The following is a 26,486-nucleotide window of genomic DNA, read 5'->3' on the forward strand; positions in this document are numbered from 1 at the left end:
TTATTAGTTATTACTCGTTCCCAGGCCGAGCCTGGGAACCAGTTATCTCTTAGTCTGCGGAGGCAGACTTCGTTTGTGTAGACGCGGTTTCAACCGCCGAGTAATAAGGGATTAACACTTATTTAACTCCAGAAAACAAAGCCTGCCAGTCTCCCGGAGAACTGGCATTTTCCCCCTCTTTCACCTCAAAAGTAACGTTGCAAGCTTGCGGTTGTTCCAAAGCCTCCACGCACAATTCTGCAATATCTTCCCGACTGACTTTGCCCCTAATATTGTCTCCTTGCTCAAATATTAAAGCTTTGCCTCCCGCTTCTTCTGTCAAAGCGCAAGGTCTGACAACAGTATAAGGTATGCCGCTCGATCGCACGCAATCCTCCCCTTTCAACTTCCAAGTCAAAATCCCCCCCAACATATCATTCATCCTGACAGCAGGCGGTTCTTCTTCCAAGTTAATTCCCGGTCGGCCAGGGCGGGTAACTCCTGCCGAACTCACCATCACAAATCGCGGCAAAGTCTGTCCCCCATCAGCTTTAATAGATTCTAACTCCAGTTGAAAAATACCCGGTGTAAATTTCGGGTTGAGCGCGCCATCATATTCAAACTTGCTCAACATTAACTGAAAAGAAAAAATAGTGCTGGCATCAAATTTAGAGCCATCTTTGACAGTTTTGGCGCGGAATACTGGGATTAACTCATCAAAGGGAACAGTGATAGTAATCCAGATATTGTAAACAGTATCAAACGAATAGCAATAGCCAATTCCATCCCATTTAGCTTCGCTGCGAACAATCAATTTGTAGCGCTTGCCGTCTCCTTTGACACGTAGTTGGAGACCGCTAAATCCTGCGAGATTGAGGGGAGGATCGAAGTTGCGGGTACGCACCGAAGCAAAGCCGCCCGAGTTGGCAGTAGAAACATTGCCTGTGAAGATAGCTGTATTGTCTGTAAGTACGATCGAACTTTCGCTAGTGCCGCCCATCACGATATCGTCTAGCGCACCCCAAGTTTCTTTTAAATCTTGGCTGGGTTTTGTGAAGTCAAAAATTATTTTTTCGCCTGCTTTAATTAGCTGGCGGCGAACGGCTTGCACTAAATTATTGAGGCCTTTGTATTCGACTATTTCGGGAACATCCACAACTTCCGGCATATAAAATTTGATGCCTTGATAATATTTTTCCCGCGTTGGAGTGTCTCCTTCTACTGGTTGAACTTTGGTGCCAGTACAGCAGATAACTGCTTCTATGCCCTCGGTTACTAGCGGTGTTAGGGTTTCTGGGAGAGTGATATCTCCTTCGACTAATTCGACATTTTTGCCGAGAATTTCTGTTGCTCTTTTAGCATCTCTGACGAGGGCTCGCACTCTATATCCCCGCTGTTGCAGCCGCTTGACAACTCGCTTCCCGACGCCGCCGGTAGCACCGGCTACCAGTATCAGTTTGGGTTGGTCTTTTTTAGTTTTGCTGCTGCTTCCAAAGAGTTGTTGCAGCCAGCTAATGCTGCCAATGAAGGGAATGACGCCGAAATAAGCCAAGGTTTTGAGAAACCGGCCGGCATCCCATTGGGCGGTTTTTTTTTCAGTCATACTAGCTTCCTCTGAATTGGCTCAAATCTACTTAGCTGCTTTTGTATTTTAATCTAATTTTCGATTTTTGAATTGGGGCGATTTCCTAGCCTTTGGGATAGATTCGCTAGCGCGGACTTTTTTTCACTTGACAATGGGTGTGGGGTGAGTTTGGCTCAAGGGAATCTCAATAATCAACTCGGTACCCTCTCCGGGGGCAGAAATGCAAGTCAATTTGCCACCGTGTTGTTCTAGCACAATTTCGTGGCTAATCGCCAAACCTATCCCCGCACCTTTGCCCACCTGTTTTGTGGTAAAAAACGGCTCAAAAATTTTCTGGCGCACTTTTTCTTCCATGCCCCAACCGTTGTCCTCGATCCGAACTGCTACGGCTTTTTTCCCCGGACAAAGTTCAGTCACAATCCGAATTTGTCCGTACTTAACTGGCTCTTCTTTGTCCCCGCCGTGCGACGATAAGTTATTGTTGACAAAGGCATCTTCGAGAGCATCAATGGCATTTGCCAGTACATTCATAAATACTTGGTTGATTTGAACTGGGTAACACTCAACAAAAGGCAGAGAACCATATTCTTTGATGAGATGAATTGCGGGGCGATCGGGCTTCGGTTTTAGTCGATTACTCAAAATCAACAAAGCGCTATCCAATCCGTCGTGAATGTCAACTGGTTTAATCTCTGCTTCGTCAATTCTAGAGAAGTTTCGCAGCGACTGAACTATCTCGCGGATGCGGTTAGCTCCTACTTTCATTGAACCCAGCAATTTCGGTAAGTCTTCAACTATGAACTCTAATTCTACTGCTTCTATTTGTGCTTCAATTTCTGGCGAAGGCGACGGATAGTGCTGGTTGTAAAGCTGCAATAAATTGATCATTTTTTGACTGTATTCATTAGCATAGCTAAGATTGCCGTAGATGAAGTTAATCGGGTTAGTGACTTCATAAGCTACTGCCGCCACCAACTGTCCCAAGCTTGACATTCTTTCGCTTTGCACCAATTGAGTCTGCGCCCGCTTCAGCTCGGACATCGCTGTTTTTAAATGAGCAGTTTTTTCCCGTTCTCTGGCGACTGATGCTTCTAGTGCTGTATTTAATTTTTCGAGTTTATCGACTTGACACAGCACTATATTAATCATTGCTTTTTTCAGTTCCAATGCAGCTTCTATTTCGCATTGTTTCCAAGGCAACGATTTGTACCTCACATTTTCTTTCCACAGCTCGAAGGATTTCCGAGGAGACAGTCGAGGGTTGCCATCTTCATCGGTTTCCACTGGTTTGTTGGGGTTGCCCGCCCAATTTACGGTCTTAATTACTTCCGGGCGAAACCACAAAACGTATATTTTCTGAGTCGGAGATATTGCTATGGCCAAACACCCGCTGGCTGTGTCTTTAAATTCCTCAGCTTCTGGATAGCATTTGGTGAGCGAGTCCGTATAAAAAATTTCTTGTTTGAGGTTATTTTGCACCCAATTAGTTAAGTATTTGAGCGCTTCTCCTTGAGGTGTTTGCCCTACTTGATAGCACTTGTCTCCAAATACTATTGCGGCTCCCTGGGCGTTGACTGCTTCTAGCAAATTCTGCTGACATTTAACTAACACTTCTGACAAGTTGTCGGACGTGGATATGTCTTCAAAAATCTTGGTTTGAATGGATTTTAAGTGTAGTTTGTAGTCGTAGTCTTCGTTTCCTTCTTTTGATTGCAGTTCTAAGGACATTACTTGCCCGATAAATTCGCAGGCGGCGCGCAATTCATAGTTGAGGTATTTTGGTGTATAGTTGTGGCAAGCAATCAATCCCCACAGTTTTTTGTCTTTGATTAACGAGATTGACATCGAAGCTGCAACGCCCATATTTTGCAGGTATTCTATGTGAATGGGAGAAACGCTTCTCAATACGCTGAAACTCAGGTCTCGCGGCTGGGTCGTGAGAGCATTATTTCCTGAAACAAGGGGGACTGGTTGATAATTAATATCTGGGATTAACCTCAGCCAATTTAACGCATACAGTTGTCGGGCTTGTTTGGGAATATCTGAACTTGGGTAGTTTAATCCTAAGAAAGGACTCAGCATTTCTGCTTTGTCTTCAGCGATTACAGCGCCGTTGCCTTCGTGGTCAAATTGATAGACCATAACTCTATCAAAACCCGATATTTTTCTGACTTCTTCTACAGTTATTTGAGATAATTCTTTGAGATTTTTGGCGCTTTGAATTTTGCTGATAGTAGATCTCACTGAATGATAAAAACTAAAAACTGAAAGATTTTCTGGGCTGGTGGCCAATTCCAACTCGACCATCAATACTTCTTCTACTCGGTGGAGGATGCAGTCAAATTCTAAATATTTACCTTTGTTTATGACAGAGAGTTTAATGGGATTAACGGTTTTTAAGTTTTCATTACACAAACAAAGCTTGAGTTTTTTGAGTTGAACTCTATTGAAGAATAAGCTCAAATTTCGACCGATCGCACTTTCGGGCTCTACTCCTAACAAATCTTGCGTATTTTCACTGACTTGCAGTATTTCTAGTTCAGGTTCTCGTACAACAAGTAGCACCCCGTGTGGCTGAATCAGCCCCGATATGTGAATCTGTTCTCTGTCGCAGTTTGTCAAGTCAACTTCTTCGAGTGCGGGAATTGTGATTTGTAGATCCATTTTCTTTGTCTTCCGCTGTAAAATGTCGAGAGGGTTCTAATGATTTGAGATTTGAGAGCCAAGTGGCTTTTCTATGATAATCTCATATTGTTCGATCGCATAACGGATCGATCCCTGGACGGACACTGAGAATCAATCAAGAATCAATCATCCGATCATCAGCGAATCAAAAAAGATTTAGTCGAAAATCAGCCTGCAGTATTTGTTGCTGTGAGACCAGCCTCAGCTTTCTATAAATTTTACCGACTTGGCTCCTATATACTATCGCTTCCCGATGTTAATTATCATAGCAATTGTTGCGATTCTTCAAGTATGTTTAATAATTTTCCAAAACTTTAATATTTGTGGTAAAATTTTCCCTGCTGGAAAAGGGGGAGAGAAATGCGTCTCCAGAACGGCCTACTTACTGAAATATTAAGTTAAGGTAAGGGTGACAAGATATGAAAGTCAAGTCACGCTAAGCTCTTTAAGTATACCCAACAGGCCAGACATTTAGACTGATGCTCGACTTCAATACAGTTACTGAATTTTCTCATACCTACTGCATAGCTATCTGTGCCTTTTTAGTTCCGGCAAACTTGCTGACTACTTTGCAGACAGCGATTTTGACAGGACTAAACCGACCTCGAATGCAAATTTGGGCGTCTGTGGTTGTCGCCAGCCTTTGGGCTACAGCAATGATATTTCACGTTTTTACCTGGTTCGCGATCGGGGTAGTAATGCCTCCGACATACATCTTGCTAGTTATGGCAATCACTTGTCTGACAATCAATGTCTGGGCGATCGCTCATCCTGCAAGCATGATGCAATTAATTCGAGTTGCGGTATCAGTTGTTAGGGGATATTTCCGAAGGAAGAAGGATGTAGTTGTCTAAAAACTTAAAAAAAATGGCAGGGGGTAATGTGAAAAAAATCAGGGAAAATATGGGTTTCCGAAGATTTTTTCGAGAGGCAAATCGTGCTTCCGAGGGCTGAGTTTTCAGCGGTTATTCCGGTTCGCGATCGCGACAATCATCTGTTTCCGGGCCGCGGGGATGGATCGTGCAGTTGAGCAGGTAGCCCCCGTCGCTTCTGCCGTAATAGTAGCGGCATCCGATGCAAATTGCGGGAGGTTCGATCGCACTTTGGTAAAGCGGATAATCTCCAGTCGCCAGCAGCGAAAAGTCGCGCTGCGTCTGAACATTCCCGATAATAGCGCCGGAGAGTTCGACAGCTTGGCGGATGTTTTCGATCCTGGTGTAAGGCGGCAGGTAAATGTCAATACAAAGGCGTATCCCCTGGCTATCCTGATCGTGGCGGGTAATAGTGCCTCCGAGCAAACCGACGCGCGAAGCAATAGTCGAGGAAAATTCGCTCAGGGAGGTGCAGTAACCGGAGAAAACGTGAATATGTTCGTCCGTAGTAGCTCTCACCGTCAGGCGAGTGGGAATTCGCAATCTCAGGTAAGCGTCGAGTTCGTCAAAAACTGGTTCGGCGATGGATAGCATTTGGTTTGCGTCTTCGTGCTTGAGCCCAAAACCCTTAGAAACCTTGGACACGAGGGCGGCTAAAATATCAAAAACTTCGGTTAAGAGCGATTGTAGCCTGCTATCAATGGCGATCGGACATTCTCTCAGCAGCTTTAAATAATCCTCCAACCGATGAGCCATGCGCTGAATGCTGCTAAATCCGAGCATAGCTGCTCCCCCTTTTATCGAGTGCGAGGCTCGGATGAGCTGGTGTATTCTTTGGGGATCTGCCAGGGTGTTTTGGATATCTTGCAAGCCTGGTTCGATAATTTGGATCTGTTCTGTGGCTTCTTCGATAAAGTAGCCGATGATCCGCTGTAGTTGTTCTGGCAGCATAATTTTATTCTCCTAAAGGCAACCGAGTATTATTAGTCATTAGTCAGACATTTGATAGTTTGGAACTGATATTTAACTGACGAGTTATTTTTGTTTTTAAGCCCTGATTTGTTTTATTCTGACTCACGGCAACTGTAGTGGCAATGTCGAAAACTTTTAACTCTTAAGTGTTGACAGTAATTTTTTTGGCTCCGACGGTAGCGGTTGCTACACCCAACAACAGCACCGCAGCACCTGCGAGTACCGCCGGCGCCGGCATTTCCCCAAACAGCAAATAACCCAACCAACTCGCCGCCACCGGTTCAAACAAGATGGCAAGAGTTACCAGAGTTGGGGAAATCTGCATTACAGCCCAGTTCAAAATGGTGTGGCCGACTAACTGAGGCAAAGCTGCCGTTAACAAAATATAAAAATATACAATGTCGGGGTAATTAGTATAAGTAGTGCCGAAGGCGAAGGGGAGAGGCAGCAGGACGATCGCAGCAATAGTATAGGCGATCGCGATATAGCCACCAATTCCCAGTCCCCGGCGCTGAGCTTCCCGCCCCAGCAGCAAATACAAGCTGACAGCCCAGGAACCAGCCAGAGCAAGGAAATCGCCCAGCAGTTGGCTGCTGCCAGCATTAGCTGCGCCCGCACTTCCAAGGGCGATCGCCATTCCCCCAGTCAGGGCTATAGTAATGCCAGCGATCGACATTTTGCTGAGTTTTTCGCCGAACCAGAAACGCGACAAAAGCGCTACCCAGACAGGATTAGTGGTGACAAGGGCTGTCGAGGCGGCGATCGAAGTATAAGAAAGTGAGGTAATCCAGAGGGCAAAATGCAGGGCGAGACACAAACCCGCAGCCGCAGCATAGCGCCGAGCTCCCGGTTGCAGGGTGTTCCACTGAATTTTTCGCCAAGCCGGAAGCAGAATTAAAGCAGATAAAGTCAGACGAGAGGCCGCGAGCACCAGACTGAAACCCAAACCGCCCGCCCCTGCTGAAAAGTTAGCCAGCCGAATTAAGATTGAGGAAGTTGAGACGGCTAAAACGCCGATAATTAATACTAGGGCGATCGACCAATTAGGCGTTTGTTTCGGAAGATTCATTTTTTAGGCATTGGGCATTGGCTAAACAGGGCATTGGGAAAATTTACAAAGCAATTTTCGCACAAATTATGAATAATTTCTCTTCTCTTCTTCTCCTCTCCTCTTCTCTCTTCCTTCGCGTCTTAGCGCTAACGCGCCGCATCGCTAACGCGCCTTCGCGGTTCGTTAAAAAAGCCCGATCGCCAAATGAAAAATTGCTATACTCAAGAAATATTAACCTAGAGCGCGCCTAAAATTACCTGACCTCTGTTATAGTTTCAATATCGCAGTATGGGCAGGGCGGGTTTATGAGATTGTAGATTATGGGCAATTATTGTTGGCGAACCCGCCCCTACAAAAATTAACATCACACAAGTCCGAATCATCTCGTTTCCGGTTGCATCGGTATTGTTCAAATGTCCAAACAGTTAACTGTTAACAGTCAACAGTCAACAGCTAACAGTCAACAGTCAACTGTCATTCCGGTTGAACCGGAATTGATATTACAATTTATAACTATCTATGGCTCCTACAGTTTTGATTACAGGCGCTTCTCAAGGAAGCGGCAAAGCAACAGCAATTTTATTTGCAAGTAAAGGTTACGATGTAGTTATGGTAGCTCGCCAGTCTGAGAGATTGGCAGCAGCAGCGGCTCAAGTGCAGCGAGAAGGCACTTCCGCTGTAGCTATTCCGGGGGATGTTGGCGACATTCACCAAGTGCGGGCGATCGTCCAAAAAGCCCTAGATACCTGCGGCAACATCGATGTTTTAGTTAACAATGCTGGCATTTGTCTCACGGGGGCGATCGAGCACACTACCTCCGAAGACTGGCAGCAATTAATGAATACCAATTTTTGGGGATGCGTTAACACAATTCAAGAAATGTTGCCACATTTTTTGGAACGAAAAACCGGGACAATCGTCAATGTTGGTTCAATTGGTGGCAAAATGCCTTTGCCTCAAATGACTGCTTATTGTGCCAGCAAATATGCAGTAACAGGTTTAACAGAAACTTTGCGATTGGAATTAGCGCCTCAAGGTATTCACGTTTGCGCCGTGCATCCGGGCCTGATTAACAGCGATTTTTTAGAAAGAGCTCAATTTCGCGATCGAGACGAACCCGCAGTCGAATCGCGCCGCCAGCAAATGAGCAAAATGCTGAAATCTGAGTGGGCAACTCAGCCAGAAGATATTGCTAAAGCTATCTGGGATGCTGTGAAAAATCAGCGTGCAGAAGTTACCGTCGGCCCTGCTTTTTTGGCATCGGAAGCTTATCGGTTATTTCCCGGTTTGATGCAGTGGGCAATGGGAAATGGCAAGTTATGAGACTAATTGGTAATTGCTATAGCAATCCTAAATGATTTGTGTAATTCTTGTAGGGGCAACCCCCCCGTGGTTGCCCCGATGCAGGCTGGGGTAGGCACTATTAGCACTACCCCTAAATATTTTTACAACTGATGCGAGGATTGCTATAATTGGTAATTGCTAATTGGTAAGGTGCGCCACAAGCACCCGACAAATTATTAGTAACGCGCATCATTTCTAGGGGTATGTTCACCTGAATATATACAACTAAAGAAAGAGACTGTGAAAGTCGATCGAGCACTATAATGGCAAACAAACCAGGAAATACACCATGCAAATCAAAGCACTTGCAGTTACAAAAACAGGCGGATTGCTTGAAGAATACAAATTCGATGTCGAACCTCCAAAAGTACATGAATGTATTATCAAAGTTTTAGCCTGCGGCATTTGTCACTCTGACTTGCACATGATTGACAATGACTGGGGTCAATCAAAATATCCCCTCGTTCCGGGCCACGAAGTTATCGGAGAAGTGGCAGAAATAGGGCCGCAAGTGACTCATTTAAAAGTGGGCGATCGCGTTGGTGTCGGCTGGCAAAGGTCGTCTTGTTTGCAGTGCCACGACTGCTTGCGCGGTAACGAAAATCTCTGCGATGAAAACCAGGGATTAATTGTTACAGGGCCGGGCGGTTTTGCCGATTATTTGATGGTAGATTCCCGCTTTGCTTTTCCTATTCCCAAAGGCATCGATTCCAACGTAGCGGGGCCGCTGTTGTGCGGCGGAATTACGGTTTACGCCGGTTTGCGAAATGCGGGGATGAGTTCTGGGCAAGAAATTGGCATTCTTGGCATCGGCGGTTTGGGACACATGGCGGTGCAATTTGCCAAAAAATTAGGCAACCGAGTTACAGTTTTTACTACTTCCCAAGATAAGGCAGAATTTGCACATAAAATGGGGGCGGACGAAGCTATTGTAGTAGGAAAAGGCGAAGTTCCTCAAGCCCCCAGCAGCAAATTAGATATTTTGTTGAGCACTGTTCCTGCTTCTTTAGATTGGGTTCCGTACATTGATTTTCTCGATTCTAACGGTGCGCTTGCTTTTGTGGGAGTTCCCGACGAACCTTTGAGCATTCCGTTATTTTCGCTGCTGGTAAAGCAACGCCGAATTGTGAGTTCTCTCATCGGCGGTCGCGCTATGATTAATGAAATGCTGGCAATTGCAGAGAAGTTTGAGATTGAGCCAATTGTTGAAGTTTTTGCGATCGCACAAGCGAATGAAGCAATGCAGAAAGTCCGGGACAATCAAGTGCGCTATCGCGCAGTTTTGACGATGAGTTAGATAATGGGTAATGGGTAAGGTGCGCCCGGTCGCACCCTACTAGAGATATATAAGCAACGAATTAAAGCAAAGAATTAGCATTAATAAAACGATCGTTTAAATCGGCTGGGGTCACATTCAAAACAGTACCCAACAACGCATTAGTAAAACCAAATCTAATATTAGTAGCTTCCACACGGCCGTTGCCATCGGGATCGAGACTTCGCTGGGAAATGCCACCCTTGGCTAACAAACTCGTTCCCCCCGCTATAGTTGCAGGATTGATCAGCAGCAGTCTCGGATCGTTCAAGCTATAGCTTACCTCTTCCAATGATATATTGCTGCTGGTAAATGCCACACTAATGCCAATCGAATCGCTAGACTTATCAAAATCCACAATTACCGCGTCAGGAACTTCAATTCCAACTACTCGGATTCCCGCTTGATCGACTCTAAAAACAAATACATCATTCCCTGCACCACCTTGGTAAATATCCACATCTCTGTCGCCAATTAAAGTATCATTACCGTCTCCGCCCACTAACAAATCAACACCTTGTCCTCCGCGCAACAAATCATTTCCCGCACCCCCATCAAGGAAATCGCTATTTCTATCTCCTGTCAAGAAATCGTCGCCAGTTTCTCCCAAAACATCGTCATCATCTTTGCCGGCGTAAATAGAATCATTGCCGACACCGCCTAACAGACTGTCTTTACCATCGTTGCCGAAAATCCGTTCTGCATCTGACGATCCCCTGACAGTATCATTGCCGCCCACCATCCAAAGTCCCCCAGGAAAACTAGCAAGTTGTCCTGGTGCAAGTGTAATATTTTCAGGAGAATTGTCTCCTACCAAACGAGAGATGCCTGAATTATCTGGGGTGAGTACCATAGTTGTAAACTTTGTGCGATGTGATTATGGATATTTTGCAATATTCTACAGTTTATTAGGGTGCGCCAGAACACAGTTACTTCCTGACTCGCGATCGAGCAATGGCTGGCGCACCCTACTAGATAGCTCGATCGCTCCATCTTGACACAAGCCTGATGGAAATACCCTAGATTAAAATAAAAGTTAAAATTTGAGCCGATGCCAATTATCTTAGTTGAAGACTTGAGCAAAGTTTATCCAGTAGCGATTAAAGAACCGGGACTTAAAGGAACAGTGCGACACTTTTTTAGTCGCACTTACCGCAATATCAAAGCAGTTGAGGGCGTCTCTTTCAGTATTGAACCGGGGGAATTCGTGGGGTTTCTCGGCGCTAACGGTGCGGGCAAAACTACTACGCTGAAAATGCTGACGGGTTTGATTTATCCGTCTGCGGGTACGGTGAGTGTGTGCGATCGTACTCCTTTCCGTCGCGAAGCCGATTTTCTGCAAAAAATCACCTTAGTGATGGGGCAGAAACAGCAGTTAATTTGGGATTTACCTGTGCTTGACTCTCTGCGAATCAATGCCGCTGTCTACGGCATTCCCGATGCAGATTATCGACGGCGAGTCGGAGAATTAACAGAGATGCTGTCACTAGAAGGCAAGTTAAATCAGCCTGTACGAAAGCTTTCTTTAGGCGAACGCATGAAAGCTGAATTGATGGCGGCGCTGCTGCACCAGCCGGAGGTATTATTTTTAGATGAACCGACTTTAGGTTTGGATATAAACGCACAGTTTAGCGTCAGGCAATTTCTGCGAGAATATAACGAGCGCTATCAAGCAACGGTGCTGTTGACGAGTCATTACATGGCTGACATTACGGCTTTGTGCAAGCGCGTTTTGTTAATCCATGAAGGGCAATTAGTTTATGATGGCAGTTTAGACGGATTGCTCGACAGGTTTGCACCTTATCGGGAAGTTCAGGTAAAATTAGCTAAGCCGCTGGAAAAAGATAGTGCTTTTGCTTACGGCGAGGTAGAATCTATTGAGGGACAATCGGTACGATTTTTGGTGAAAAGGGAAGAGCTGACGGTGAGCGTGGCGAAGATTTTGGCGGAGTTAGAAGTGATAGATTTGACTGTTACCGATCCGCCAATTGAAGAGGTAATTGGTAGAGTTTTTCGCACGGGAAAAGTGTAATGTTTTTGGCTGGGTTGATTCTCCATAGCAGGCAAGATATCTGTTCCACTAGATTTTCAATGTTTTGTGGAACGGGCATCTTGCCCGTTGCTAAAACAGAAAAATTGAACAGGCAAGATGCCTGTTCCACTAGATTTTCAATATTTTGTGGAACGGGCATCTTGCCCGTTGCTAAAACCGTTGCTAAAACAGAAAAATTGAACAGGCAAGATGCCTGTTCCACAAGAGTTTCAATATTTTGTGGAACGGGCATCTTGCCCGTTGCTAAAACAGAAAAATTAAATCTAGAATTGATATGAACAGAATTGTGAGAATTGCTAAAACTTTGCTAGTTACCTACTACGCTTATATGCTCGAATACCGGGCGGAGTTGTTTTTGTGGGCGCTGTCGGGAGCTTTGCCGTTTATCTTGATGGGTGTCTGGATGCAGGCGGCCGAAACTGGTCAATTTGGGCTGAATTCGATCGACTTTGCTCGTTATTTTCTAGCGGCTTTCATTGTCAGGCAAACAAATGTAGTTTGGGTGATTTGGGAGTTTGAAAAGGAAGTAGTCCAAGGCAGGCTATCTAATAAATTGTTGCAGCCTCTCGATCCCGTATGGCACCACTTCGTATCTCACATTTCCGAAAGGTTTGCGAGGCTGCCGTTTGTATTGGGATTAGTGCTGCTGTTTTTTGCACTTTACCCGCAGGCTTTTTGGCTGCCAAGTTTTGGCAGGTTTTTGCTGTTTTTGCTGGTTATCGTCTTGGCTTTTTGCTTGCGGTTTATTATACAGTATACCTTTGCGCTGTTTGCTTTTTGGCTGGAAAGGGCAAGTGCGATCGAGCAATTCTGGTTTCTAATTTACCTGTTTTTATCGGGACTTATCGCGCCACTAGAAGTGTTTCCCGCACCCGTGCGCGAAGTAGTTTTGTGGACGCCGTTTCCTTATTTGATTCATTTTCCCGCTTCTATCTTGATAGGATTACCCGTAGATTTAGGCCGCGGTTTGTTGGTAATGTTGGGTTGGAGTGCGGTGTTTTTTGTGTGGAATCGCTGGCTTTGGCGGCAGGGTTTGAAGCAGTATTCGGGCATGGGCGCTTAAATAATAATTAAGAATTAGAAAACTGTAAGGTGCGTCACAGTAAAAATATTAATCGTTTTGTCAAAAAGACTTACTTGACGCACCCTACTTAACTGTGGAGTAAATCTAAAATCTAAAATCTAAAATCGACTAACGCACCCCACTTAACTGTGGAGTAAATCTAAAATCTAAAATCTAAAATCTAAAATCGGTCGATCGCACATATCATGCAAAAATGCAATCGGAAGTATTCGACAATTGCATAAATCTCCATTTTTTGTATCTATAAGTACAAAAGTTTATAATAAATTCTTATATTAATTAACCCAACGACTGATAAACGGGATAAAATAGATTCTCATGACAGCCAAAAAAAACCTCATTGTAATCGGCAATGGCATGGTAGGTCACAAGTTCCTGGAGTTAATGGTGAGCTCGGATGCTGCCAAACACTGGAATTTAATTACTTTTTGTGAAGAACCGCGCGTTGCTTACGATCGCGTAAACCTCAGCGGATTTTTCTCTGGCAAAACAGCGGGAGATTTATCTTTAGTTGCACCGGGATTTTATCAACAAAACGGCATCCAGATTCACATTGGCGACAAAGCAGTCGCCATTAATCGGGAACAAAAAACAGTCTCTTCAGCCAACGGTTTAGAAGTTCCCTACGACAAAATTGTTCTCGCGACCGGTTCCTATCCATTTGTGCCATCAATTCAAGGCAAAGACGCTACAGGAACTTTTGTTTACCGGACAATTGACGACCTGGAAGCGATGTCCGATTACGCTAAAAATTGCAAAACAGGTGTAGTAATTGGCGGCGGTTTGTTAGGTCTAGAATGTGCTAATGCTCTGCAAAATATGGGCTTGAAAACTCACGTTGTTGAGTTTGCCTCGCGGCTGATGCCCGTGCAAGTTGACGAAATTGGCGGGGCAATTCTCCGCAGCAAAATAGAAGATTTGGGGGTTTCGGTTCATATCAGCAAATCTACCACAGAAATTGTCAGTGAAGATGGCAAAGTTACTAAAATGCTGTTTGCTGACGGTTCGGAATTAGCAACAGATATGATTGTGTTTTCTGCTGGCATTCGGCCCCGCGACGAAATTGCCAGAAGTTGCGGTATAGAAGTAGGTGAACGCGGCGGCATTTTGATTAATGATAGCTGCCAAACCTCCGATCCTGACATTTATGCGATCGGAGAATGCGCCCTGTATCAAAATCGCATCTACGGCTTAGTTGCGCCTGGGTATACAATGGCAAGCGTAGCAGCAGATATTTTGAGCCGTGTAGCGGATGACGGACAAGATGCCCGTCCCACAAGCACTTTTACAGGTGCGGATATGTCCACTAAACTCAAATTATTGGGAGTGGATGTCGCTAGTTTTGGAGAGCCTTTTCCCAAGTCGGGCGATGCTAAAGAAATTGTTGTCACTGACACATTCCAAGGCATTTACAAAAAATTAGTTTTAAATCAAGACGGCAGCCGAATTTTAGGCGGAATTCTCGTGGGAGATGCTTCGGCTTACGGCACTTTGCTGCAATTCATGCAAAATGAAATTGCTCTGCCGCCGCATCCCGAAGATTTATTAATGCCACCGCGAGAAGGGGGAGCACCGGCGGGTTTTGGAGTTGACAGTTTGCCGGATTCTGCTCAAATTTGTTCTTGCAATAATGTTACCAAAGGGCAGATTTGTGCAGCGATTCGCGAGCATAATTTAACCGATGTTGCCAGCGTCAAGAAATGCACTCAAGCGGGGACGGGCTGCGGCGGCTGCGTGCCTTTGGTGACGGATATCTTCAAGGCGGAGATGAAGAAAGCTGGGTTTGCAGTCAAAAATAATCTCTGCGAACATTTTGAATATTCTCGTCAAGAATTGTACCATTTAGTGCGTTCTCAAGAGATTAAAACCTTTGAGGAGTTGATTGAAAGACACGGCAAAGGTAAGGGCTGCGAAATTTGCAAGCCTGCTGTTAGTTCGATGCTGGCTTCTACTTGGAATGACCATATTTTAGAGAAGTCTCACGTCGGTTTGCAAGATACGAACGATTACTTTTTGGCAAACATTCAGCGCGACGGTACTTATTCGGTGGTGCCACGAATACCGGGGGGAGAAATTACGCCGGATAAGTTGATTGTTTTGGGTGAAGTTGCCAGGGATTTTGGGCTTTATACTAAGATTACTGGCGGGCAACGGATTGATTTGTTTGGAGCTCGTGTGGATCAATTGCCGCATATTTGGCGGCGGTTGATTGATGCGGGATTTGAGTCGGGACACGCTTACGGTAAGGCTCTGCGTACTGTAAAATCTTGTGTTGGTAGCACTTGGTGCCGCTTTGGGGTGCAGGATTCAACGAGTTTGGCGATCGAAGTTGAATTGCGGTATCGTGGTTTGCGATCGCCCCACAAGCTCAAATCTGCTGTCTCTGGTTGCACTCGCGAATGCGCGGAAGCTCAAAGCAAGGACTTTGGGATAATTGCGACAGAGAATGGTTGGAATTTGTATGTGTGTGGCAACGGCGGTATTAAGCCACAGCACGCGGTTTTGCTGGCGACGGATATCGATAAGGAAACGCTGATTAAGTATATCGATCGATTCTTGGTTTTCTACATCCGCACCGCCGACAGATTGGAACGCACTGCTACTTGGTTGAACAAACTTGAGGGCGGAATTGAATATTTGAAACAGGTAATAATTGAGGATTCTCTGGGCATTTGTGCTGAATTAGAAGCGCAGATGGAACATTTAGTGAATACTTATCAATGTGAGTGGAAAACGACGATTGAAGACCCACAAAAGGTGCAGCGATTCCAGCATTTTGTGAATTCCGATTTGCCCGATCCGAGTATTGTTCGTGTTGCGGAACGGGGACAAACGCGGCCGGCTAACGAACATGAAAAGGCTCTGGCTGGAGTTTCGGAATAACCCATATAATCGGGTTTCCAAGCAGAGCCTAGGAAACCCGGAGATCCCCCCTAGCCCCCCTTAATAAGGGGGGAACAAGAACACTAGATTGAAGTAAATTAATCTCGTTCCCAGGCAGAGCCTGGGAATGAAGTCCCGGAGGCTCTGCCTCCTCTAACCGTAAGCCAGAGCCTCCTTCCGCGAGGCGAGGCAGAGCCTCGAAACCTACGTTCCCAGCCGGAGACTGGGAACGAGATTGAAGTAAAATAACAGGAAAAGAAAATGGTTCAATCATTACAAGTTTCGGATACTGTGACTACTTGGGTAGATGTGTGTTCTCTGGATGCGATCGCCCCTTATACTGGAGTTTGCGCTTTAGTTAAAGGCGAACAAGTGGCAATTTTCCGAGTGGGAAACGGGGATGAAGTTTATGCGCTTAGCAATTATGACCCGTTTAGCAAAGCTTTTGTTTTGTCGCGGGGAATTGTGGGCGATCGCAACGGCACTCTCAAAGTTGCTTCTCCCATTTACAAACAAAACTTTAGTCTGACTACCGGGCAATGTCTGGATGATGAAACGGTAAAGATTCCTACTTTTGCGGTTCGGGTTGTAGCCGATCGCGTCCAAGTAGCTGTTAGTTAGATTCAGCGGCTTAATTGTTCGATCGCCATCCGCCACCACCTAACATTTCTGTGGGTGCTGGCGGATTTTGCATTAGGGCCCTCCCGACTCAGTATTTTTCGTATAAAATAGAGTCGATTGGCTCCATACTCCACGCTCGCTCAAAAAAATCTCAATTAATATCCGAGCTGATGCGAGGATGGTCAATGCAAACAAACTTAAGGGGCAGGGTATCGGTATGTTGTTAAAAAAACTTGTTTCCGAAAATAATCCCCAGATTGTAGCAGAGTTAATCCATGCCCAACTCAAAATCGGTCAACTGACTTGGGGCGAACTCAACATACAAGTTTTCGGCCAGCACTGGCGGGACGAATCTTTGCACGAAGTCCTCAGAGAAATTGCAGCTAAGCTCGACAAAGAAACAGCGAGCCAAATTATAGAATATCTCACAGATCAGAACGGTCAACAAGAAAAATTTATTAATTTGTTTTTAGCAGCGCAATGCTTGTTAAAAGTTGAAAATGATATTAATAAAAAAACTGCCAAAAAACTGTTAAACGCTTTAAAAAAGTTATCGCAATACGGTACGGGTTTCCTGATTCTTTATCAAAGCGCTCAAGAATTGCAGGAAACTTATCAAATTCGCAATCGATCGATCGCAGCGATCGCCCAAACTTGGAAAAACGACCCGCAAACCCTGCCCTGGCTGAAAATACTCGCTCACTCCACCGACTGTGGCGAAGTCCGATCCACAGCAGTCGAAGCAATAGCCCGTGGTTGGCCAGATCAGCCAGAAATTTACCTGATGCTCAAAAACCTCGCCAAATCAGATCCAAGCTGGGCAGTGCGATCGACCTGTGCGCGAGAAATGGCTTGTGGTTGGCCCGACACGAGCGATACCTTGCCGCTGCTGAGTGCCCTGGCTATGTCAGATCAAAGTCCCGCAGTCCGCACCGCAGCACTCGAACAGTTGGCCTCTAATTGGCCCGATCGCACAGATACCTTGCTGCTGCTGAGAACCGCCGCCGAATCCGACGAAAATTTGGGAGTGCGAGTCTGTGCGTGGCAAGAAATAGCCAGAGGTTGGCACAGCCTTTTAGGCACGGCCTCCCTGCTCAAAAACCTTGCCCAGACAGGAAGTTCTATCCTGCGAACCGTAGCGGTGCGGGAGTTGGCAGCGGGCTGGCCCGCCGCAGCCGACGTTTGCCTGCTGCTGAAAACCCTAGCCGAATCTGACAGCAGTAAAGAAGTGCGGACAGCAGCCTTAGAAGAATTGGCCTCGCACTGGCCCGACGAACCAGACATTTACCCGCTGCTGAAGACTAAAGCCGAGTCCGACGCGAGTTCCAGCGTCCGGCGCTCAGCAGTGCAAGCAATAGCCTCTGGCTGGCCAGGGAACCCCGAAACTCTGACTTTTTTGAAAAATATAGCATTGGGCGATCGCGACGCCGACCTGCGAGAAATAGCCCTACAACAGATAGCCGCAGGTTGGCCCGATCACCCAGAAACCCTGCCCCTGCTGCAAAAAATAGCTGATTCCGAGGATTACTGGACTGTGCGGCAAGTAGTAGTGGAGGCTGTCGCCGCACTGGCATCAGGCAGTCTCGAAATCTTTGGCTGGTTGCAAAATCTCGCCGCGTCTGACAGACACCTGAACGTCCGAGAAACTGCGGTGGCAGAGATCGCAAAACGCTGGTCTCATCGGGGCGAGACGCTGCCTTTCCTCAAAAGCCGGGTCGAGTATGAGCATGATTCTCACCTGCTGAGCGTGCTGGTGCGATCGATCGTGCGGGGGTGGCCCGACGCCCCGGAAACCTTGTCTTGGCTGAAAATTCAGCTCGATTCTGGGGAAGCGCTAGTGCGGGAAGCGGCGGTGCTTGAACTCGCTTACAACTGGCCAGACAATCCTGAAACTTGGATGCTGCTGGAGGCTAAAGCAGAGGGCGATGAGAGTCCCGCTGTCAGGCAAATCGCTTTGCAAAAGTTAGCGCGCGGGTGGACAAATCAGTCTCAAACTTTCGAGTGGCTCAAAAGTAGAGCTCAAAAGGATGAAGATTCGCAGGTGCGGGCGATCGCCCTGGTAGAGTTAATGCGGGGATGGAAAGATGAGCCGGGAATGTTTGAGTTTTTGCGCGATCGGGCTTTGAGCGATCCTGACAATCAAAACGGTTCTTTTCCTTACAATCCCAGGTTTACAGCACTCGAAGCGATTATCGAACATTATCCCGAAAATCCGGGAGTTGTGCCGTTGTTGCGAGCTCTTGCAGTTTCCGACGCAGAAGAGCAAGTGCGGGCCTTAGCGAGTCGCCGACTACGCAGCCAAGACTGGTAAACCGAAATAATATCATCAATCTCTGAGTCCTAGGTCTCAAAAAATTAGTGAGGTGTAATCCATGTGTACTATAATCTATCCCTAGCCGTTTGCACAGGTAGCGAGGGATAAACGAAGGTGGTCAGTTCTAATAAAGCTTTGAACATGATGCAACCCTCCCTAGACGTTGTAGGTGAGACACAACAAATTAGGGAGCAAGAGTTAAAACCTTTAACACAAGGTTTTCAACTGCAATATTCTCATGCTCATGGGCAACTTTATCAAGGTAATTCAATCGATTGGCTTAAATTTATTGAGCCTGAGAGTGTTAATTTGATTTTTGCCGATCCACCTTATAACATTAAGAAAGCAGATTGGGATCGCTTTGAGAATCAAGAGCAGTACATTGAATGGTCACTTCAATGGGTTAGCGAAGCTTCGCGTATTCTCAAATCAACAGGGTCTCTATATATTTGTGGATTTTCTGAAATTTTAGCTGATCTAAAACGTCCAGCATCCAAGTATTTTAAGAGTTGCCGTTGGTTAATCTGGCACTATAAAAATAAAGCGAATTTAGGTAACGATTGGGGGCGTTCCCATGAAAGCATTCTTCACTTTCGTAAATCTGATTGCCTCAAACTAAATATTGACGATGTACGAATTCCCTATGGCGCACATACTTTAAAATATCCTTCACATCCGCAAGCGAAAACAAGTGCTTATGCACAAGGCTCAACAAAGCAACACCATAACTGGACACCAAATCCAAAAGGTGCAAAGCCTAAAGATGTAATAGAGATTCCCACTACTTGTAACGGTATGGGTGAAACAACACCTCACCCGACGCAAAAACCCGAAGAGTTATTAAGAAAATTTGTTCTTGCGTCTTCTAATGAAGGGGATGTGGTTATCGATCCATTTTCAGGTTCAGGAACAACTCTCGTTGTTGCAGAACAACTAAATCGTTATTGGATGGGATGCGATCTGAATATGGAATACAACGATTGGGCATTCAGACGTATAGAAAATGTTCGTCGTATGACAAAAGAAGAATGGATATCTCTAGATCGTAAAAATGCAGAAAGACGGGAATCTATACGATGACATTAACAGATTTAGTCAATCATGCAACGGACAAAAAACGCTTTCAAAATATTCAGGATTATATAAATTTTTGTAAGAGCTATCTAAAATTTATTGAAACGGGTTTGCAAGCTAGAATTGTTTCGCAGAACGAGAATCACTACCAGTTTTATCAGTATCAGACTGATGGCTATTACAATATTACGCGCCCAATTAATACATCTTTGATGTATGAGGTATCTGTATTTGAAACTAATTCTGTTCAATTTTTACAAGCTCTTGAACAGTTGCGTGATAGAGAGTTACCTGATGATGGATTGAGGCAAGTTTTAATTTGTACCATATACACGATGCAGCAATCAATAGGCGCTGCTCTGGATGCACTACCTTCAGGAAAATCTAATCAAGCTCGTAAAGTAAATGGGGATCTTTTTGAGCGTTTAATCTGTCTCATAATTTCCGCTCTAAATATAGATTGTGTCGCTGGAACAGCACAGGTTCCAGTTAAAGACGACAACGATGGAATTTTGTTTCATAGCAGTTATCAACACGACTTGTTGATCAGCAAAGAAGATGAACTCAAAATTATTGGTTCGGTAAAAACCTCCAGTAAAGATCGTATTGACAAAATTTTTGTAGATAAGTTTTTGTACAATAAATTGACCAATACCGATGTACCTCATATTGCAATTTTCCTCAACGATGTGCAAAGAAAGAAAACGAAGCAACAGCATCGCTATGGCATTAATGCTACCTTTTTGCCGGGGCATTTCAAAGCTTATACTATTAAGCTCAATCCATTGGATGGTGTGTATTATTGCGATATTCGACCGAATATGATTACAGATCCGTTGCTCTCACAGCACATTCAAACTATCGATCATTTTTTCTATGACGATCTTTGGAATTTGCTCAATAGAGATGGACAGTCCCTAGAAGAGGTAGAAATAGAAGAAGACGAAAACGAGGAAAGCGAAGAATAGTGAAGCAAGCGCAGGCTAACAAACCGTTTAATTGCCACAACATGCCGATCGCATACCGCACCGCTTCCCCCATCATCGAACAACGATCGCACTCCGAAGCCCTTTTCTCCCACATAAGCAACTGTTCCCGAAAAGCTTGGTATTGCTTAGCCTGCTGCACGATGCTTGCAGTTTCCGACACAGAAGACTCAGTGCGGGTATTAGCCACTCTGCAGCTTCAAGGGTTAACAATTAAATGTTAATAATCGGTCAAAAGGGCGATCGCATACCGCACCGCTTCCCCCATCATCGAACCGCGAACGCGATCGGACGCCGTTTTCTCCCACGCGAGCAACTGTTCCCGAAAAGCCGGGTCTTGCTTCGCCCGCTGCACGATCGCCTGACTGATAACTTTCTTTTGAATCTGCTCTGTCGGGATACCTTGCTGCTTCAAATAATCCAACAGCCGCTGCACGCTTTCAGAGAATTTATCCGGCGTCTGAGACATCAAAATAAACGAAATTTGGCGCACCATTCGCTGGTAGATTTCCTGTCTTCTGAGCAATACTTCCTTTTGGCTCGGCTCCGCATTGTTACTAGGAACAGCCAAGTCTAGCAAACTCAAAATTTCAGCGCCCTTGGCTAAAACCTTTTCCAACATATCTGGATAAATCTCCAAAATGCGATCGCCCAAAATCTTGCCGTTCACCAAACGGTTCGCACTCAGCCGCAATAAACTTTGTTCTCCCGCCGACTCAAAAAATTGAACGTTGAATTTGAGTTCGTGGCTTTCCAACTCCACCCGACGCAGCGTAAAAACCAAAGCTTCCCAATTAGGAGATTCCTCAAAACACACCTTGACAATAGAACTGTCCTCTTGATGCTGCCGCCCCAATTCCCCCGACTCAAAATCGCGATCGATCGGCAAGCGATTTGCCGCAACTTTCGCAGTATAATCAAACTCAGTAAAAACATAGCTGCAGTCAACTCTCGACAGATCGACATCTTGAACTTGCCAATTTTGAATGCAGCAACCCGTAAGCTGGGTTCCCTCCAAATTCGTCCGAATCAAACGGCACTCAATCAAACAAGCTTCTCTTAAATCCGCCTCACCCAACATCGCATCCATCAAATAAGCGCCACTCAAATCAGCTTTCCGCAAATCAGCACTTCGCAAATTAGCTTCGCTCAAATCTGCTCGCAGCAAATACACTCCTTGCAGGTTAGCTCGCAGCAAAAGCGCCTTCTTAAAACTCGCTTTCAATAAATAAGAACCCGCCAGATTAGCTCGACTCAAATCAGCGTTATCCAGCACCGCCTCAGTCAAATCCGCCCCCGCCAGCACAGCTCGGTGCAAGTCAGCGCCCGTCAGATTTGCCGATCGCATTTGAGCGCCATTCAAGTCAGCTTCAATCAAATTTACACCGATTAAAATTGCCGATCGCAAATTCGCTTCCACCAAATGCGCTTCCCGCAAATTAGCACCCGTTAAATTAGCACCAACAAGACTGGCGCGGTTGAGATTCGCCTCCATCAATTCCGCCTCCATCAACTTCGCGCCGTCGAGTTTAGCCCCAGCCAAATTAATTTGGTCAGATTTAACTCCTTGAAGATTAGCACCGCCCAAATCCGCTTCCGGAAACGCGGCCCAATTGAGTTCTGCGGCTTCCAAACAAGCAAGGCGCAAATCCGCTTTAGCAAGATTTGCCCCGCTCAAATTTGCCCCGCTCAGATTCGCCCCAGCCAGCCCCACACTGCGGAGATCCGCGCGCCGCAAACAAGCCCCTATCAACTTGGCATTGCTCAAAAAAGACCAGCTCAAATTAGCACCGGTCAAGTTAGCACCAGTGAGGTCTATTTCTCGCAGGTTAACACCGCTTAAACTAGCGCCGCTAAGGTCAATGTGACCAAAGTTGCGCTCTCCCTGTTGATAGCGCTGTAAAAATTCTTGTGTTTGCATTCCGCAGATTGGGGGGCTGGCAATTTAGCTGTTTTAGGACGCGCGGGTCAATCGATTTTAGATTTTAGATTTTAGATTTTAGATTAAAGCATTGACCCCACAGATAAATACGTTCGCCAATTTTCATCGGATACAGGTTTTTTATTTCTGGACGGATGAATCACGTGGCGGGTATCCTGGATGCGAGGGGGTCAATAACTTGAACTGTAAGGTACGCACGGAACACGAGCGGGCTAAGCACGGGAACACTACTCCTACTACTTACTGTAATAACTCATGTCCTCCGGGCGATCAGTGCGTACTTTACCCCTATAGATGGCAGTTCAAAGGATTTGGTGCGTAACTTCTATTTCTACTACCAGTTTTACAGACTTTTGTAACTTCAAGTAGCCGAGTTCATATCTAATACGCTGGGAGCATCTTATATTTGGAAAAATACTTCTTCTGGCTCCTTCCTTCTTCCTGTTTTCTTCTGCCTCCTGCCTCCAAACTCCTGCCTCCAAACTCCAATTTTGGGCTTGGTTGCTTTCATTGAGATGCTCCCCATACACTGCCCCGCCGGAGAGTGTTTTTACCTAAAGCGCTGCAATTCTTGCTGTAAGTGTTTTCCCCATTTAGTCGCTAGAGGAATTTCTGTAAAAGGAACCTGCACCGCAGCAGCATCTTTCAACAAAAATTCGAGGGCGATTGGACTTCCCGAATTCGGCGGCGACTCTAAATCAACTGCCTGAGAGTTGACTAACAACCGCAGCGACTGCACGTCTTTTAAAGAAAAAGTTTGCAAATTTACAGGCCCGCTGCGAGTAGGTTTTCCCCAAGTTAAACAGTCTTCTTGCTGACCGAGTACAGCATAAATATCGTACTTGGCTTTAGCGAATTGTTCTGCCCAGACGCGATACGCTTCCAGCTTTTGATACTCGTTCCACCCTGCCCAAGCCAGCCCGATAAAGATTGCCAGCAGGGGCAGCCACATTAAACCTCTTTCCATGCAATACCCTTGTTGAAAATACTCGCTTGTTCTGTTTCTCATCTTCTCTAATGATACAATTAATTGAACTCCTAAAACTTGCTCTGCAATTTAAACTAGAAATTAGAGCAATTTTTGATCGAGCAACAGCCACAGCCGAAAAATACCAAACGCCCGCGTGCGAGATATCCACAAGCCACAGCAAGGAAAACTGGCGCGGGCAGTGAAAATTGGGTTATTGTGGTGAACACGCCTTCCCTAAACGGACGATCGGCAATGAAAAAGTTTTTCCTTCTGTGCTTATTTTTAATCGGGCTCGGCTGGGCGATTTCTAATTTCCCAGGACTTGCTACTCAAGGCACTTACGACTCGATTGTGCTGGATTTCCGCGAAGATTTGGGTGCTGCTGAGATTGCGAAAGAAGTAAATGCGATCGCCCAACAGTACCAAGTCGCACCGCAACTCAACAGCGAATTCTCAGCGGCAGACAATGTATATGTAGTTAAGGGCGATCGCACTTTGCTAAACGCCCTGAGAAAATCAAATTTGGCTAAAGATACCGAATACATTGAACCGAACTACGTCTACAGCGCTTTCGAGATTCCCAACGACCCCATGTATACCAAGCAGTGGAATCTCCGCAGTATCAATGTAGAATCTGCCTGGAACGAAACCAAAGGCAGCGGCACAACAGTAGCGATAATTGACACGGGTATTACTCCAGTCGCTGACTTAAAAGAAACCAAATTTGTACCGGGCTACGACTTTGTAAACGATCGCGCCGAAGCCTACGATGACAACGGCCACGGTACTCACGTCGCAGGTACTGTCGCCCAATCAACTAACAACAATTACGGCGTTGCGGGCATCGCCTACGAAGCAGCTTTAATGCCGCTAAAAGTGTTAAGCGGCAGCGGTGGCGGCACGGTTTCCGACATCGCCGAAGCAATTAAATTTGCTGCTGACAACGGCGCCGATGTTATCAACATGAGTCTCGGTGGCGGCGGTGAAAGTCAGTTAATGTCCGAGGCGATCGACTACGCCCACTCTAAAGGCGTTGTCATCATCGCAGCCGCCGGCAACTCCGGCGACAGTTCCGCTTCCTATCCCGCCCGCTATCCCCACGTCATCGGCGTTTCCGCCCTCGGCCCCGACGACGAAAAAGCCTCTTACTCCAATTTCGGCGCAGGGGTTGACATTGCAGCCCCCGGCGGTTCTGAAATGGGCAAAATCCTACAAAGTACGATCGACCCGGAAACCGGCGCCGAAGTCTTTGAAGGCTACCAAGGCACTAGCATGGCTTCTCCCCACGTTGCAGCCGTTGCAGCCCTTGTCAAGGCTTCCGGTATCACAGAACCAGACGCAATTCGCAGCGTACTCTTGCAGTCGTCGCGAACTGTCACTGAAGATCCCTTAAACCATTTTGGTTCAGGACACCTAGACGCAGCCGCAGCAGTTCAGCTAGCCCAGCGCGGACAAATCAACTTCCGCGATTTTTTCCGCTGGCTGCGCGATAACGGCTATCTCAACCCCCGCTTTTGGATTGACGGCGGCGCAGTCGCCCTGTTGCCTAAAATTGCAATGGTGCTCGGTTCTTACCTGCTGGCTTTCTTGATGCGGAATTATTTCCCCTTCGCCTGGACTTGGGGCTTTTCCGGTGGCTTGATTGCTGGTAGTTCTGGGTTCTTTTTCCTGCGGAACTTGTTTGTATTTGACTTGCCGCAGTGGCCGATGCGGGTGATGGGCAGTTCTATTCCCGAACTCGGCGGTGCAATTACTGGCAGCAGTATGCTGAATCCCTTTTTTGCTAGCGTTTTGATTCCTGGGATTTTGATTGCTTTGCTGTTGGGACATCAACAGTGGAAGTGGATCGCGATCGCCATTTCGATCGGCTTTGCTAGCAGTTTAGCGGTGAATGCTTTTGTGTCTCCCGCAGTCTGGGGATTGGGCACAGGTTTATTATCACAAACATTCTTGATTGTCAATGCTTTTCTGTGTTTCGGACTGGCGCGTTTAGCAATTAAAACAGAGGTGCGATCGGCATGAGTATTACTGTCAAAGGCAAAATTGAACGCAAAGGATTAGGCCCGGGCACTTGGGCTTTGGTTGGCGAAGATGGGGAAACTTACGAACTTAAGAATGCTCCTTCTGAGTTGAAAAAAGCTGATTTGAAAGTCAGTGTCAAAGGTGAAGTCCGCAAGGATGTGATGACTTTTGCTATGATCGGCCCGGTGCTTGAGGTGCAGTCTTTTGATGTGTTGTAGGTCGATCGACTAATCCAGCTTTCGAGCAAAAAAAACCCCGGCCAAAATTGGCTGGGGTTTATTAATCAGGGTGCATCTTTATTTACTTTCCAGTGGCTAGGACGATGTTCGGGATCAATTTGATTTTTAACCGCCGATGTACGCAGATTAACGCGGATAATTATTGATTTATTGAAATTTTGTGGTTTTGACTGCAATACGAAAAAAAAACCCGGCCAAAATTGGTCGGGAGTTAATTAATCAGGGTGCATCTACTAATTTAGTCTCCGGTTCGAGGTGCACCTGTTCGGGACAGTTTGAGAAAATTTTTGATAATTAGCGATTTTGGCTGTAATAAGCTGCTGTGCATCTAATTTGACAGTCAATTTTTCTACAATTATTGTGGGACGGGCATCTTGCCCGTCTCTGTACTCAATTTAGATGCGTAGCAGCTTACGACAAAAAAAACCCGGCCAAAATTGGTCGGGAGTTAATTAATCAGGGTGCATCTACTAATTTAGTCTCCGGTTCGAGGTG

Annotated in this window: 20 protein-coding genes; 12 read left to right on the forward strand and 8 right to left on the reverse strand. The window is 45.9% G+C overall.

Going from position 1 to position 26,486, the window contains the following annotated elements; all coding sequences use genetic code 11:
• Window positions 1-118: 118 nt before the first annotated feature.
• Both QUA88_RS08550 and QUA88_RS08555 read right to left on the reverse strand, forming a co-directional pair.
• Window positions 119-1,582, reverse strand: coding sequence for a CIA30 family protein (locus tag QUA88_RS08550; RefSeq protein WP_333271219.1), 1,464 nt, complete (start codon window positions 1,580-1,582; stop codon window positions 119-121).
• 123 nt (window positions 1,583-1,705) lie between these two features.
• The gene (locus tag QUA88_RS08555) at window positions 1,706-4,228 is read right to left on the reverse strand and encodes an ATP-binding protein (RefSeq protein WP_333260492.1); all 2,523 of its coding nucleotides are present in this window, start codon (window positions 4,226-4,228) and stop codon (window positions 1,706-1,708) included.
• Window positions 4,229-4,728: 500 nt separating this feature from the next.
• Between QUA88_RS08555 and QUA88_RS08560 the strand changes: the two genes are divergently transcribed.
• Entirely contained in the window at window positions 4,729-5,103 is a 375-nt protein-coding gene (locus QUA88_RS08560) for a hypothetical protein (RefSeq protein WP_333057411.1), read from the forward strand.
• Window positions 5,104-5,214: 111 nt separating this feature from the next.
• Here the strand turns inward: QUA88_RS08560 and QUA88_RS08565 are convergent, their stop codons facing one another.
• A complete protein-coding gene (locus QUA88_RS08565; RefSeq protein ID WP_333245547.1) occupies window positions 5,215-6,072 on the reverse strand; it encodes an Hpt domain-containing protein in 858 nt (285 codons plus the stop codon).
• Window positions 6,073-6,235: 163 nt separating this feature from the next.
• The gene (locus QUA88_RS08570) at window positions 6,236-7,162 is read right to left on the reverse strand and encodes a DMT family transporter (RefSeq protein ID WP_333260485.1); all 927 of its coding nucleotides are present in this window, start codon (window positions 7,160-7,162) and stop codon (window positions 6,236-6,238) included.
• A 501-nt stretch (window positions 7,163-7,663) separates the two neighbouring features.
• Here QUA88_RS08570 and QUA88_RS08575 point away from each other — a divergent pair.
• On the forward strand, window positions 7,664-8,467 hold the full coding sequence (locus tag QUA88_RS08575; protein WP_333271223.1) for an SDR family oxidoreductase: 804 nt from the start codon (window positions 7,664-7,666) through the stop codon (window positions 8,465-8,467).
• A gap of 112 nt (window positions 8,468-8,579) precedes the next feature.
• Here QUA88_RS08575 and QUA88_RS08580 read toward each other — a convergent pair whose 3' ends face one another.
• On the reverse strand, window positions 8,580-8,762 hold the full coding sequence (locus QUA88_RS08580) for a hypothetical protein (RefSeq protein ID WP_333057415.1): 183 nt from the start codon (window positions 8,760-8,762) through the stop codon (window positions 8,580-8,582).
• A 15-nt stretch (window positions 8,763-8,777) separates the two neighbouring features.
• Between QUA88_RS08580 and QUA88_RS08585 the strand changes: the two genes are divergently transcribed.
• Window positions 8,778-9,785: an NAD(P)-dependent alcohol dehydrogenase gene (locus QUA88_RS08585; protein ID WP_333057417.1), complete on the forward strand. Its 1,008-nt coding sequence runs from the start codon at window positions 8,778-8,780 to the stop codon at window positions 9,783-9,785.
• Window positions 9,786-9,846: 61 nt separating this feature from the next.
• On the opposite strand, the gene QUA88_RS08590 is transcribed toward QUA88_RS08585, so the two are convergent.
• Window positions 9,847-10,656 (reverse strand): calcium-binding protein, encoded by an 810-nt coding sequence (locus tag QUA88_RS08590; protein WP_333057419.1) that lies wholly within the window; start codon window positions 10,654-10,656, stop codon window positions 9,847-9,849.
• A 198-nt stretch (window positions 10,657-10,854) separates the two neighbouring features.
• On the opposite strand from QUA88_RS08590, the gene QUA88_RS08595 reads away from it, so the two are divergent.
• From QUA88_RS08595 to QUA88_RS08625, 7 genes are all read left to right on the forward strand, one after another.
• A complete protein-coding gene (locus QUA88_RS08595; RefSeq protein ID WP_333057420.1) occupies window positions 10,855-11,835 on the forward strand; it encodes an ATP-binding cassette domain-containing protein in 981 nt (326 codons plus the stop codon).
• 295 nt (window positions 11,836-12,130) lie between these two features.
• Window positions 12,131-12,919 (forward strand): ABC-2 family transporter protein, encoded by a 789-nt coding sequence (locus QUA88_RS08600; protein ID WP_333057421.1) that lies wholly within the window; start codon window positions 12,131-12,133, stop codon window positions 12,917-12,919.
• Window positions 12,920-13,258: 339 nt separating this feature from the next.
• Entirely contained in the window at window positions 13,259-15,823 is a 2,565-nt protein-coding gene (nirB, locus tag QUA88_RS08605; protein ID WP_333232106.1) for a nitrite reductase large subunit NirB, read from the forward strand.
• Window positions 15,824-16,084: 261 nt separating this feature from the next.
• Entirely contained in the window at window positions 16,085-16,444 is a 360-nt protein-coding gene (gene nirD, locus QUA88_RS08610) for a nitrite reductase small subunit NirD (RefSeq protein ID WP_333057424.1), read from the forward strand.
• Between the two features lie 217 nt (window positions 16,445-16,661).
• Complete coding sequence (locus QUA88_RS08615; RefSeq protein ID WP_333271229.1) at window positions 16,662-18,755, forward strand: HEAT repeat domain-containing protein; 2,094 nt, start codon at window positions 16,662-16,664, stop codon at window positions 18,753-18,755.
• Between the two features lie 117 nt (window positions 18,756-18,872).
• Entirely contained in the window at window positions 18,873-19,838 is a 966-nt protein-coding gene (locus tag QUA88_RS08620) for a site-specific DNA-methyltransferase (RefSeq protein ID WP_333271232.1), read from the forward strand.
• Window positions 19,835-20,800 carry a hypothetical protein gene (locus tag QUA88_RS08625; protein WP_333271235.1) on the forward strand — a complete coding sequence of 322 codons (966 nt, stop codon included), beginning with the start codon at window positions 19,835-19,837 and terminating at the stop codon, window positions 20,798-20,800. Before QUA88_RS08620 ends, QUA88_RS08625 begins: the two co-directional genes overlap by 4 nt.
• A gap of 238 nt (window positions 20,801-21,038) precedes the next feature.
• On the opposite strand, the gene QUA88_RS08630 is transcribed toward QUA88_RS08625, so the two are convergent.
• Window positions 21,039-22,739: a pentapeptide repeat-containing protein gene (locus QUA88_RS08630; RefSeq protein ID WP_333271238.1), complete on the reverse strand. Its 1,701-nt coding sequence runs from the start codon at window positions 22,737-22,739 to the stop codon at window positions 21,039-21,041.
• A 571-nt stretch (window positions 22,740-23,310) separates the two neighbouring features.
• Complete coding sequence (locus QUA88_RS08635) at window positions 23,311-23,727, reverse strand: hypothetical protein (RefSeq protein ID WP_333057452.1); 417 nt, start codon at window positions 23,725-23,727, stop codon at window positions 23,311-23,313.
• 255 nt (window positions 23,728-23,982) lie between these two features.
• On the opposite strand from QUA88_RS08635, the gene QUA88_RS08640 reads away from it, so the two are divergent.
• Window positions 23,983-25,752, forward strand: coding sequence for a S8 family peptidase (locus QUA88_RS08640; protein WP_333232134.1), 1,770 nt, complete (start codon window positions 23,983-23,985; stop codon window positions 25,750-25,752).
• Window positions 25,749-25,970: a hypothetical protein gene (locus QUA88_RS08645; RefSeq protein WP_333057430.1), complete on the forward strand. Its 222-nt coding sequence runs from the start codon at window positions 25,749-25,751 to the stop codon at window positions 25,968-25,970. The genes QUA88_RS08640 and QUA88_RS08645 overlap by 4 nt, the downstream gene beginning before the upstream one ends.
• The last annotated feature ends 516 nt before the right edge of the window (window positions 25,971-26,486 follow it).

Origin of the sequence: Microcoleus sp. D3_18_C2, assembly GCF_036702395.1 — a bacterium.
In the GTDB taxonomy this organism is placed as follows: domain Bacteria; phylum Cyanobacteriota; class Cyanobacteriia; order Cyanobacteriales; family Microcoleaceae; genus Microcoleus.